This is a genomic window from Phyllobacterium sp. K27 (genome assembly GCF_054796155.1).
The window spans coordinates 2,163,796-2,176,350 of the sequence record NZ_CM139240.1; the positions used below are offsets into that span (position 1 = coordinate 2,163,796).

Genomic DNA, 12,555 nt, shown 5'->3' on the forward strand with positions numbered 1-12,555 from the left:
AGCAGCAAAACGCATCGTTACAAGCGTTTCGTTCTATCCCTTCATTTTGGGAACATAATAAATCCGCATTGGATATACAGGATCAGAGGCTGAGAATTATGAGTGGCGTCAACGAGATACGGTCGACATTTCTGAACTATTTCAAGAAGAACGGCCACGAGATTGTTGCCTCGAGCCCACTTGTGCCTCGTAATGATCCGACACTGATGTTTACCAATGCTGGCATGGTCCAGTTCAAGAATGTTTTCACAGGCGTCGAGCAGCGTGCCTATAACCGTGCGACAACATCGCAAAAATGCGTGCGGGCAGGCGGCAAGCACAATGATCTGGACAATGTCGGCTATACTGCGCGCCACCATACATTTTTTGAAATGCTCGGTAATTTCTCCTTTGGCGATTACTTCAAAGAAGAGGCAATCTCCCTTGCCTGGAATTTGATCACCAAGGAGTTCGGCCTCGCCAAAGACAAGTTGCTTGTTACCGTCTACCACACCGATGATGCAGCAGCAGAGTACTGGAAAAAGATTGCGGGTCTTTCAGATGACCGGATAATTCGCATTGCCACCAGTGATAATTTCTGGGCTATGGGCGATACCGGCCCATGTGGTCCTTGTTCGGAAATTTTCTACGATCATGGCGAGGATATTTGGGGTGGTCCTCCTGGTAGTGCGGATGAGGACGGTGATCGCTTTATCGAGATCTGGAATCTCGTTTTCATGCAGTTCGAGCAGTTGACGAAAGAAGAGCGTATCGAGTTGCCGCGGCCATCAATCGATACTGGTATGGGGCTGGAACGCCTTGCTGCCGTGCTTCAGAACGAGCATGACAATTATGATATTGACCTCTTCCGGGCTCTGATCCGCGCGTCGGAAGATGCAATCGGCGTGAAAGCCGAGGGCAAGTTCCGCGCCAGCCATCGTGTTATTGCAGATCATTTGCGCTCTGCGAGCTTTCTCATTGCAGATGGCGTGCTGCCATCCAATGAAGGCCGCGGCTATGTACTTCGCCGCATTATGCGCCGCGCCATGCGCCATGCGCAATTGCTGGGCGCACGCGACCCGCTTATGTGGCGGCTGCTTCCGGCTTTGATTCGAGAAATGGGGCAGGCTTATCCGGAGCTTGTTCGTGCCGAATCATTGATTTCGGAAACGCTTAAACTGGAGGAAACACGCTTCCGCAAGACATTGGAGCGCGGCCTTGGACTTCTCGGAGATGCAACTGAATCTTTGGGTGAAGGCGATAGTCTCGATGGTGAAACTGCTTTCAAACTGTATGATACATTTGGTTTCCCGCTTGATCTGACGCAGGATGCCTTGCGTCAGCGCGGTATCCATGTGGATACGGATGGGTTTTCGGCCGCCATGGAGCGGCAGAAAGCGGAAGCGCGTGCTCATTGGTCAGGTTCGGGTGATGCTGCCACGGAAACTGTGTGGTTTTCCGTCCGCGATAAGGTGGGCTCGACAGAGTTTCTTGGTTATGAAACCGAGAAGGCTGAGGGCGTTGTCACGGCATTGGTTCAAAACGGCGCAACTGTGGAAAGCGCCGCTGAAGGTCAGGCTGTATCTATTGTCGTCAATCAAACACCATTTTATGGCGAGTCCGGCGGTCAGCAGGGCGATATGGGCGTAATCTCCGGTGAGGGATTTAGTATCGCCATCAGTGATACACAAAAGAAAAATGATGGCGTGTTCGTTCATATCGGCACGATTACCAAGGGTACGGTTAAAGTCGGCGCAGCGGTAGAGCTTGCGGTGGATGGCTCCCGCCGGACCCGCATTCGCTCCAATCATTCCGCAACGCATTTGCTGCATGAGGCTTTGCGCGAAACACTGGGCACCCATGTAGCGCAGAAGGGATCGCTCGTTGCACCTGACCGGCTGCGTTTCGACTTCTCGCATCCAAAGCCTATTTCTGACAAGGAACTTGCGGCTATAGAAGATCTTGCCAATGAAATCGTTCTTCAAAATGCACCCGTTTCTACGCGGCTGATGGCTGTTGATGATGCCATTGCCGAAGGCGCGATGGCATTGTTTGGCGAGAAATATGGCGATGAGGTGCGTGTCGTCTCGATGGGCACCGCGCTCCATGGCGAGAAGGCCGGAAAAAGCTATTCTACTGAGCTTTGCGGCGGTACGCATGTACGTGCGACCGGCGATATCGGTCTTATCCGCGTCGTTTCCGAAAGCGCGGTGGCTGCTGGTGTCCGCCGTATGGAGGCGTTGACGGGTGAGGCTGCGCGTCGTTATCTCGAAGAGCAGGACGAACGCGTCAAGGCGATTGCAGGCGCGCTTAAATCATCTCCCGCGGACGCATTATCTCGTGTGACGGCACTTATTGATGAGCGACGCAAGCTTGAGCGCGAACTCACCGAAGCGCGAAAACAGCTTGCTTTGGGTGGTTCTGCTTCTGGCGGTGCAATGTCAGAGACGATTAATGGTGTTGGTTTCCTCGGAAAAGTGGTTTCCGGTGTCAATCCGCGCGATCTGAAGCCTTTGGCAGACGACGCCAAGAAAACCGTTGGTTCCGGTGTGGTTGCTTTTATTGGCGTCTCCGACGATGGAAAGGCAAGTGCCGTTGTAGGTGTGACAGATGATCTGGTCAGAAAATTCAGCGCTGTCGAGCTTGTCCGTATCGCATCTGCAGCTCTGGGAGGAGCTGGTGGCGGTGGTCGCCCCGACATGGCGCAGGCTGGCGGTCCGGATGGATCAAAGGCCGAAGAGGCAGTATCGGCTGTACGCAAAGCTTTGGCGAATTGACTTAGTACTCCTACCAAGTGTGCCTTGAGTAGGAGTACACTTTCCAATTGATATTGGAAATATATTGGTAGTTAGACTTATTGTCTATTGCCTGATCCGAATTATCCAGTAACCTTTGGAATGTCCTTGAATTAATACCAATTGTTATGTTTTTTATTCTGTATTTTTATTAATTATATAGATTGTAGCTTCATCATTGATTGGCTGTATTAAATAATATATGTGAAATCAATATTGTTATCGTAAGTATTTCAATGGATATTGTGAAGAGAATACTTGGTTTATTATTGGTTTTGATTGCTTTAAGTTCCTGCCTAACACCCCCAAGTGTTGTGAATGATGTTCATATGAACGATAAAACGGCATATGGATCGGTTGCTACAGCGTACTATGCAGTATTTTCGTTTTTACAGGTGCAGCCATTCTATTCTACGAAGGTGGGCTACGGCTTTAAAACGGTTTATGCAGCTTTTGAAAGGGTCAACTTTGAGGAAGCATGGAGCTTTGGAAAGCAACTTGAGTTCACCAAAGGCAGCTTTGCGAGACAGCCATGTTTTCAAGCGCCATGTATGGTCTTTTCAAATGGCATTGTTACCTTGAGTGAAGCAGAGTTTCTGGCGGCTTCGTCTAATGGTTTTGCGTTTGAACTGGTTGGCAAGTCAGGTAAAGTAGTTGGAAAAGTAGGCCCACAAGCCTTTCGTTATGCACTGAAACTCAAGAGCAAACTTGGACCACATGCTAGTCCGTCTGTAAATCGTTCAGCGGAAACGGTCGTTATCGGGGAGGGCGACAAATCTGGCGTTGATTTATAAATGAGCTTTAAAACAATGGACACGCCCGCCAGCCAGATTTGTCTAATCTAAAATTACGCTCATTAGACAACCAATTGGCTCTTGATGAGCTTTCCGAGGCGGGCCATGCCTGTCTCGATAGCTTGGGCATCTGGCAGAGAATAATTCAGCCGGATGGTGTTCTTGCTGCTGCCATCAGCATGGAATGCAGATCCGGGTACGAACGCGACCTGTATCTCTTTTATCGACTTGGCCAGAAGCTCAGCGCCATCGATGTGTTCAGGCAGGGTCATCCAGACGAACATCCCGCCTTCCGGTTTTGTCCAGCTAACGCCGTCAGGCATATGGCGTTGCAGGGCCCCCAACATGTGATCCCGTCGCTGTCTGTAGCTGTCACGGGCTTTGTCGACCTGTTGGTCAAAATGCCGTTCTGCCACATGATGAATCACCATCTGGTTGATTGTCGGGCTATGAAGGTCTGCGGCTTGTTTTATCAGGACGAGCTTGGAGATGATGGGTTTTGCCGCACAAACCCAGCCCACACGCAGGCCGGGCGTTAAGGTTTTTGAAAAGCTGCCCGAGTAAATGACACGTGTTTTATTAATGTTTCCCTGACGTTCAATATCGAGAGCAAGCATTGACGGGGCATTCTCCCCGTCGAACCGCAGTGATCGATAAGCAGCGTCTTCAATGAGCGGAATGTCGAGCTCATGAGCCAGTTCAATAAGCTTCACCCGCTCGCTACGCGCGATTGTTTCACCGGTCGGATTGGAAAAATCGGCTGTGAGATAAGCAAGTTTTACCTGACCGCCAACTTTCTCCGCACTTTTCTTGTAAGCGGCTGGCGTTGTAGTGCCGCCCTCTGGTGTCAGCCGATCATAGTGCGGTTCATATGCGTTGAACGCTTGAAGCGCTCCCAGATAGGTGGGCCAGGTGGTAAGTATCGTGTCGCCTGGCGAAATAAACAGCTTGCCTAGATAGTCGAGCGCCTGCTGTGAGCCTGTGGTGATGATAATATTTTCTATCGTGCATTCGACACCGAGTGATGCCATGTGATCAACAAGCCATTCACGCAGTGGCCTATAGCCTTCGCTGACAGAATATTGAAGCGCTGCACCGGCGTTTTCACTCAGGATCGCATTGTAAGCTTCCTGTATCGCATCTTTTGGAAACAGTGCTGGATCAGGTATGCCGCCTGCAAAAGAGATAATGCCAGGCTGATCAAGGAGTTTGAGCAATTCGCGGACTTCGGAAGCACGCATATTATCCATGCGCGTTGAATACCTGTCGTTGCGACCGCCCATTTCGTCCTCCACATTCTGCGGGCACTCGACTGCAAAACCGACAATATGTCAACAATGCTGTCGTATATTTATTCGGTTTTGATGAGGAAGGCGGCTCATTAGACAAAAAGCCTCCACCAATTATTGGCGGAGGCTTCCATGTGATTAACTGGCGCTATCAGGCAGCCATTGCTTTTGTGAGGTTTTCGCTGATCTTGTCGAGGAAACCTGTTGTTGACAGCCAAGGCTGATCTGGACCGATCAAAAGCGCCAAATCCTTGGTCATGAATCCTGATTCAACGGTGTCCACGCAGACCTTTTCAAGCGTATTGGCAAATCGATCAAGCTCCGCGTTGTTGTCAAGCTTGGCGCGATGTGCAAGGCCACGTGTCCAAGCAAAAATCGACGCAATGGAGTTTGTCGACGTTTCCTGGCCCTTCTGGTGCTGGCGATAGTGGCGTGTCACTGTGCCGTGAGCAGCTTCTGCTTCGACCGTTTGACCATCTGGAGTCATCAAAACGGAAGTCATCAGACCGAGCGAACCAAAGCCCTGCGCTACGATGTCAGACTGAACGTCGCCATCATAGTTCTTGCACGCCCATACATATCCGCCCGACCATTTCAGAGCCGAAGCAACCATGTCATCAATCAAGCGATGCTCATAGCTGATCTTCTTTTCAGCAAATTTGTCCTTGAACTCTGTATCGAAGATTTCCTGGAAAATGTCTTTGAAGCGGCCATCATAGGCTTTGAGAATCGTATTCTTGGTCGATAGATAGCAAGGGACGCCGCGATTATACGCGTAGTTCAAAGATGCGCGGGCAAAGTCGCGAATGGAGTCGTCAAGATTGTACATGGCCATTGCAACGCCAGCACTTGGCGCGTCATAGACATCATGCTCAATAGTCTGGCCATCTTCGCCAACAAATTTGATCGATAGCTTGCCCTTGCCGGGGAATTTGAAATCTGTCGCGCGGTACTGATCGCCGAATGCGTGACGGCCAACAATGATAGGCTGCGTCCAGCCTGGAACCAGGCGAGGAACGTTCTTGGCAATGATAGGCTCGCGGAAAATGACGCCGCCGAGAATATTGCGGATGGTGCCGTTGGGCGACTTCCACATCTTCTTCAGGCCAAATTCTTCAACGCGCTGCTCGTCGGGAGTAATGGTAGCGCACTTTACGCCAACACCATATTGCTTGATAGCGTTTGCAGCGTCGATCGTTACCTGATCGTCAGTCGCATCGCGGTGTTCCATACCCAGATCATAATATTTCAAATCGATATCAAGGTAAGGATGGATCAGTTTTTCCTTGATATATTGCCAGATGATGCGGGTCATCTCATCGCCGTCGAGCTCGACAACCGGATTTGCAACCTTGATCTTTGCCATGAATATTGGGCCTCTTTTATGCCGGATTTGGGATGCCAGCTTTGGTTTGATTGAGGGTTCGCGCCCCTATAGCATTGGAAAACAGATACGCAAAGATGCTCGCACATGGTTTCGCGCAAACAGTTTGACTGCATTAACGCGCTACGCTTCCTTTTTGAGGCGTGAAGGGCGCAACAACAATTTTAATGACGCAAAATGCTTGTCCGGTAATCAAAATAAGATTTTTGGGGTTTTGCGCGAAAAAACCGCGGGCTATGACGGCGCAATCAAAGCAAGGATTGAAAATGGCCGGAACTGACAGACAGCGCACCCTCATTGCGGAAGGCCCGGCAATTATTCTGGTGGAACCGCAATTGCCGGAAAATATCGGCATGGTGGCGCGTGCCATGGCAAATTTTGGTCTGGCGGAGTTGAGATTGGTCAAGCCGCGCGAGACTTTTCCAAACGAAAAGGCGCGCTCAGCTGCAAGCCGTGCCGACCATATTATTGATAATACGAAGGTTTTTGATGATTTGCCTTCGGCTATCAAGGATTTGCATTTTGTTTATGCGACCACGGCCCGCGAACGTGACGCTTTCAAACAGGTGCGCGGTCCTGTTGAAGCGGGACAGATATTACGGCAGCGCTTCAACAATAATGAAAAAACCGGAATTCTGTTTGGACGCGAACGTTTCGGCCTTAACAATGACGAAATCAGCCTCGCTGATGAGCTTGTGACATTTCCCGTCAATCCGGCTTTTTCTTCGTTGAACATCGCGCAGGCAGTGCTCCTCATGTCCTATGAGTGGATGAAGTCCGGTCTCGCAAAAGAAACCGATACCGCTTTTCGTGGTCCGGAGCTGGAGCCTGCTCCCAAAGAGCAGTTACAGGGGTTTTTCAACCATCTTGAAGATGCACTTCAAGCTCGTGGCTATTTCCGTCCGATGGCGCGTAAAGAAATCATGGTCAATAATCTGCGCGGAGTGCTAACAAGGGCGGGTTTTTCTGAATCCGAGTTACGACTGTTGCGCGGCGTTGTTGTTTCCCTCGATTATTTTAGTCCAAAGACTCCGCGTGGTTCGGGGGCACCCGAAGGACGCAAGCGCGAAAAGCCTGTGCCATCAGACAATGAACCTCAACCCTCGGACAAGGATTCATCAAGCGATGAATAATGTGACAGGCGACAGGCCCATTATTGCTTTTGACAGCGGTATTGGCGGCCTTACGGTCTTGCGCGAGGCCAGGGTGCTCATTCCGGATCGCCGCTTTGTTTATATCGCTGATGATGCCGGTTTTCCTTACGGCGATTGGGAAGAGGAGGCGCTGAAGCAGCGCATAATTGGTTTGTTCGATGGTTTCATCAAAACCTATGACCCTGAAATAGTTATCATTCCCTGCAACACGGCATCGACACTCGTGCTTGACGACTTGCGCAAGGCATTTCCGGCAGTGCCGTTTGTGGGCACCGTTCCCGCGATAAAACCAGCGGCTGAACGGACGTCTTCAGGTCTGATTAGCGTACTGGCCACGCCGGGGACGGTAAAACGTGCCTATACGCGCGATCTCATTCAGTCTTTTGCCACAAAATGCCATGTACGGCTTGTAGGAAGTCAAACGCTCGCCCGTATGGCCGAAATGCACATGCGTGGCGATAAGCTTGATGATGCAGCACTGCTGGATGAAATTATGCCGTGCTTCTACGAAAAGGATGGCAAGCGCACGGATATCGTGGTGCTGGCCTGTACCCACTATCCGCTATTGGTCAATGTATTCCGACGCCTTGCTCCTTGGCCTGTGGATTGGCTTGATCCAGCCGAGGCTATTGCCAGGCGCGCTTTGTCGTTGCTTACGCCCAATGTTGATGGCGTAGAGCCGGAGCATGGCGACGATATCGCCGTGTTCACCTCTGGCAAAGCGGATTTTCCAACGCGGCGCTTGTTGCAAGGCTTTGGATTGAATACGATTTAGGCGCCAAGCTCTTTACGGATGACTGGCGCAACCTTTGTGCCATAAAGCTCAATTGCTTTTAGCGTGTTCTCATGCGGCAAACTTCCAAGATCGATCTGCAACATGAAGCGATCATGCTTAAAATAGGTATGTTGCAGCATAATCTTGTCGATAATTTCCTGCGGAGAGCCGACCAAGAGGGCACCCCGAGAGGTTCGTCCGGCTTCGTAGTGTGCCCGATTGCTTGGTGGCCAGCCACGTTCGCGGCCGATTTTATTCATGACGACTTCGTAAGACGGCCAGTATCCGTCAGAAGCTTCTTGTGAAGTATCAGTGATATAGCCGTGTGAATTAATGCTGACTTTGAGTGTCTCCGGGGAATGCCCGGCTTTGGCTCCGGCCTCCCGATAAAGTTCAACCAAGGGAGCAAAGCGATGCGGTTCTCCACCGATAATCGCGACGGCAAGTGGCAGTCCCAGCGTGCCGGCTCTGATAACGGATTCCGGCGTTCCACCGACGGCAATCCATACGGGCAGAGGATTTTGGACTGGTCGGGGATATACAGCGAGATTCTCCAATGGTGCCCGCAATTTACCGTGCCACGTCACATGAGTGCTCTCGCGCAATTTTAGCAAAAGATCGAGCTTTTCCGTGAAAAGCTGATCATAATCACGAAGATCGTAACCAAATAGCGGGAAAGACTCGATGAAAGAGCCACGTCCAGCCATGATTTCAGCACGGCCTGATGAGATCAGATCAAGCGTGGCGTATTCCTGAAACACCCGCACTGGATCTTCTGAACTGAGAACTGTAACGGCGCTGGTGAGGCGAATGTTCTTCGTACGCGCAGCGCCGGCTGCAAGCGCGACGGCGGGCGTGGAGATCACGAAGTCCGGGCGATGGTGCTCTCCGATGCCAAATACATCCAGCCCCACCTGATCCGCCAGTTCCATCTCTTCAAGAAGATTCTGCATTCGTTGATGAGCATCAATTGCAACGCCCGTTGTAGGGTCGGGGCTCATGCCTGCAAATGTATAAATGCCAAGTTCCATGATTGTGCTCTTCGTTTTTCGAACTGTGCGTTAGGTAGGCTCGGCAATCCGTATTGTGAAGAACGCACATCTCAGTGTCCGAGGCACCAAAAGGATACCGCTCACGCACACGGCTAGACACCACTAATCGCTACACGCAATTTACCCGTCTCGATTGCATTTCTTCCGCAATTTTCGAGGGTTTTGCAGGTGTATTTTGCATAAATGGAAGCATCAGCAGAAAAGTCACTTCAAATTGCAGGTGCAGCGTGAATTTTGACTGGAATGCCGTTCAAACATGCCACCGTGACAAGTTTCACGATGACTCATCAGCGATCTTTTGCCAGATAAGAGAAAAAGATCATGCCGATGGTGCCCGGGAAACCATTTCAATCGCGTGCACTCTGCTGGTGTGATGCACAAGCAAAAGGATTGCGATCCATATGAGCTGGTCGGTAATATTTGCATTCATGATCACCGCAACGCTTTTGGTCACCTCACCGGGACCCAACGGCATGTTGATCGCCAAGACAGTGCCGACTTCCGGTCGTGCTGCCGGGTTCGCCAATATTGCGGGGTTCTTTACGGCATTTTACATACATGGCGCCCTGTCAATTCTGGGTATTTCCATCATCGTCATGAAATCTGCGACGGCCTTTATGATCGTCAAATATATTGGTGTGGCCTATTTGTGCTGGATCGGAATCAAAGCCCTCATGGCTGCCTTCAAAGGTGTCGAAACTGCACCTAAGATCGCGCCTGCAAAGCGTCAACGCACGCTTATGAAAGCCTTCCTGGAAGGGCTGCTGACGAATGGTCTGAACCCCAAAGTATCGATGTTCTATCTTGCAGTTTTCCCGCAATTCATACCGCTAAATGCTCATCCCGTTGCATCGGCACTTCTGCTCGTCTTTCTGCATTCGATGATTAATATTGTATGGTTTGGTTCAATTGTATTTCTGTTTTCAAAGCTGACAGCCTTCACACGGCAAGGAAATTTCCAGCGGTGGCTCAAAGGAGTGACAGGCGTTGTTTTCATCGGTTTTGGGCTAAAGCTGGCGACCTACCGCCCAGCAATCTAAGACTGCTCTGTGCAATTTCTCGCACAAAGCAGTTTGAACTTTGTCTTAGTTCAGCCTTGTCAGCACTTCATCGAATTGCTCGAGCGCCCAATTGACCTGATCCCGTGTGATGACCAAGGGCGGTGCAATGCGGATTGTGTCGCCATGGGTATCCTTGGCGAGAATGCCACGCTCTTTCAGTTCATAGCAAAAACGGTTCGCGCCACCGGCTTCAGGATGCAGTTCAACAGCCAGCATTAGCCCGCGGCCACGTACTTCGCGCACGATATTGCTGCGAATGCCTTTTAACTGTTCAAGGAAATATTGACCCTGAATGCGGGAGTTCTCGATCATGCCTTCTTCCGTGAGAACGCGCAGCGCGGCTCTGGCAATGGCGCAGGCAAGCGGGTTTCCGCCAAAGGTGCTGCCATGCTGACCGGGCTTCAGGACGCCGAGGACATCAGTATTGGAAAGAACAGCAGAAACCGGATAGAAACCACCGGAAAGCGCCTTGCCGATCAAGGTCACGTCGGCCTCAATGCCTTCATGTTCCTCGGCCAGCAGAGCGCCGGTACGACCAAGACCTGTCTGGATTTCATCAAGGATCAACGTGATATTATTACTGGTGCAAAGCTCGCGCACCTTAGTGAAATAGCCTTTAGGCGGGATAATAACGCCAGCTTCGCCCTGGATGGGTTCGACAAGGAAAGCCACGGTATTGGGAGTCAAAGCAGCGCTGAAGGCATCAATATCGCCAAATGGAACCACTTTGAAGCCTGGAGCGAATGGCCCGAAATTCTCGCGTGCCGAAGGGTCGGTACTGAAGCCGACAATTCCCATCGTCCGGCCATGAAAATTGTCTGAACAGACGATGATTTCCGCACTGTTTTCAGGAACGCCTTTTACCTCATAGCCCCATTTGCGCACGGCTTTGATTGCTGTTTCGACAGCTTCCGCGCCGCTGTTCATGGGCAGGATTTTATGGGAGCCGGTCAATGCAGCCAGTTCTTCATAAAACAAAGCAAGTTGATCATTGCGGAATGCGCGGGAAGTCAATGTCAGCTTGCTGGCCTGCTCGGTCATCGCCTTCAGAATTTTCGGATGGCAATGCCCTTGATTGACTGCGGAATAGGCGGAAAGGCAATCGAGATAGCGATTGCCGTCAATATCCCAGACATACACGCCTTCACCGCGCTCCAGCACCACATCGAGGGGTTTATAGTTGTGGGCCCCAAGGCGGGATTCGGTGGAAATGAGATCGGCGGCTGTGTGCAGCAAAATATCCTCCTATTGCGGTATTCAAACGTTGATGGTTATGCCCTGATCAACGCGATTTGGTTTTCCGAAAACAGAGCGGCCAAAAAGACTGGCCACAAGATCGACGAGCAACAAAGCACTCTTGCCCCGCTCGTCCAGAAAGGGGTTCAGCTCAACAACATCAAGCGAACAGACAACCCCGGAATCATGGAGCATTTCCATAACCAGATGCGCTTCACGATAGGTCGCACCGCCGGGAACTGTGGTGCCGACTCCGGGTGCAATTGAGGGGTCAATGAAATCGACATCGAAGCTGACATGAAGAACGCCATTGGCTTTTTGCACGCGTTCGAGAATGCGGCGCAAAAGCGGGGCAACTCCAAATTCATCGATCTGGCGCATATCGATGACGTCAATGCCCCGTTCGCGCAGAAGCACGCGCTCGGTGCTATCAATTGAGCGGATACCAAAGAGGTGAAGATTTTCGGGTTTGACGAAGCCATGAGGCTCATCATTGAAAACACCTTCCAGGCCGGGCTCGCGACACAAAAGTGCCAAGGGCATGCCATGCATGTTTCCGGAAGGAGATGTGGCTGGTGTATTGAAATCAGAATGCGCATCAAGCCAGAGCACAAAAAGCTCGCGGTTCTGCTCTTCGCAATAGCGTGCAATGCCGCCGATTGAACCCATGGAAAGACTGTGATCACCACCAAGGATGATCGGAAAAGAACCGGATTTCATCGCGTCATAGGTTTCGACCGCCAGCATACGCGACCACGCGGCAATTTCTTCAATATAATGGGCGAGACCGTTAACCGGGGGAACAATAGGCAATGTCTCTGGCAGACGCAGATCGCCCCGATCTTTTGCGACATGGCCAAGCTCTTCGAGCGTACGCACAAGTCCTGCTGTGCGAAGTGCCGCCGGCCCCATCAGCGCGCCGGGTTGACCTGCGCCTTCTTCGATTGGCGCGCCGATAATGGTCAGGTTCTGTTTTTGAGTGTCTTCAAATTTGCCATGCATATTCATCAATGTCGCCGTTTAAGAAATTTGAACT

Annotated in this window: 11 protein-coding genes; 6 read left to right on the forward strand and 5 right to left on the reverse strand. The window is 51.0% G+C overall.

The features are described from left to right. Positions 1–98: 98 nt before the first annotated feature. On the forward strand, positions 99–2,756 hold the full coding sequence (alaS, locus tag ACYJL1_RS10550) for an alanine--tRNA ligase (protein ID WP_460895369.1): 2,658 nt from the start codon (positions 99–101) through the stop codon (positions 2,754–2,756). A gap of 200 nt (positions 2,757–2,956) precedes the next feature. Further along, positions 2,957–3,568 (forward strand): hypothetical protein, encoded by a 612-nt coding sequence (locus tag ACYJL1_RS10555; RefSeq protein ID WP_460895370.1) that lies wholly within the window; start codon positions 2,957–2,959, stop codon positions 3,566–3,568. A 62-nt stretch (positions 3,569–3,630) separates the two neighbouring features. Here the strand turns inward: ACYJL1_RS10555 and ACYJL1_RS10560 are convergent, their stop codons facing one another. Together ACYJL1_RS10560 and ACYJL1_RS10565 are read right to left on the reverse strand one after the other, a co-directional pair. Beyond that, complete coding sequence (locus tag ACYJL1_RS10560; RefSeq protein WP_460895371.1) at positions 3,631–4,851, reverse strand: aminotransferase-like domain-containing protein; 1,221 nt, start codon at positions 4,849–4,851, stop codon at positions 3,631–3,633. A gap of 157 nt (positions 4,852–5,008) precedes the next feature. Beyond that, the gene (locus tag ACYJL1_RS10565) at positions 5,009–6,223 is read right to left on the reverse strand and encodes an NADP-dependent isocitrate dehydrogenase (protein ID WP_460895372.1); all 1,215 of its coding nucleotides are present in this window, start codon (positions 6,221–6,223) and stop codon (positions 5,009–5,011) included. On the opposite strand from ACYJL1_RS10565, the gene ACYJL1_RS10570 reads away from it, so the two are divergent. The 3 genes from ACYJL1_RS10570 to murI are packed head-to-tail and all read left to right on the forward strand — an operon-like array spanning position 6,222 to position 8,170. Then, complete coding sequence (locus ACYJL1_RS10570) at positions 6,222–6,521, forward strand: hypothetical protein (RefSeq protein ID WP_460895373.1); 300 nt, start codon at positions 6,222–6,224, stop codon at positions 6,519–6,521. The genes ACYJL1_RS10565 and ACYJL1_RS10570 overlap by 2 nt on opposite strands. Then, a complete protein-coding gene (locus ACYJL1_RS10575) occupies positions 6,508–7,374 on the forward strand; it encodes an RNA methyltransferase (RefSeq protein WP_460895374.1) in 867 nt (288 codons plus the stop codon). Before ACYJL1_RS10570 ends, ACYJL1_RS10575 begins: the two co-directional genes overlap by 14 nt. Further along, positions 7,367–8,170 carry a glutamate racemase gene (murI, locus tag ACYJL1_RS10580; RefSeq protein ID WP_460895375.1) on the forward strand — a complete coding sequence of 268 codons (804 nt, stop codon included), beginning with the start codon at positions 7,367–7,369 and terminating at the stop codon, positions 8,168–8,170. The genes ACYJL1_RS10575 and murI overlap by 8 nt, the downstream gene beginning before the upstream one ends. On the opposite strand, the gene ACYJL1_RS10585 is transcribed toward murI, so the two are convergent. Continuing rightward, on the reverse strand, positions 8,167–9,201 hold the full coding sequence (locus tag ACYJL1_RS10585; RefSeq protein WP_460895376.1) for an LLM class flavin-dependent oxidoreductase: 1,035 nt from the start codon (positions 9,199–9,201) through the stop codon (positions 8,167–8,169). The two genes, murI and ACYJL1_RS10585, sit on opposite strands and share 4 nt — an antisense overlap. Positions 9,202–9,623: 422 nt before the next feature. Between ACYJL1_RS10585 and ACYJL1_RS10590 the strand changes: the two genes are divergently transcribed. Continuing rightward, entirely contained in the window at positions 9,624–10,262 is a 639-nt protein-coding gene (locus ACYJL1_RS10590; RefSeq protein ID WP_460895377.1) for a LysE family translocator, read from the forward strand. 45 nt (positions 10,263–10,307) lie between these two features. On the opposite strand, the gene rocD is transcribed toward ACYJL1_RS10590, so the two are convergent. Both rocD and rocF read right to left on the reverse strand, forming a co-directional pair. Further along, the gene (gene rocD / locus ACYJL1_RS10595; protein WP_460898008.1) at positions 10,308–11,516 is read right to left on the reverse strand and encodes an ornithine--oxo-acid transaminase; all 1,209 of its coding nucleotides are present in this window, start codon (positions 11,514–11,516) and stop codon (positions 10,308–10,310) included. Between the two features lie 24 nt (positions 11,517–11,540). After that, the gene (gene rocF / locus ACYJL1_RS10600) at positions 11,541–12,527 is read right to left on the reverse strand and encodes an arginase (RefSeq protein WP_460895378.1); all 987 of its coding nucleotides are present in this window, start codon (positions 12,525–12,527) and stop codon (positions 11,541–11,543) included. Positions 12,528–12,555: the final 28 nt, after the last annotated feature.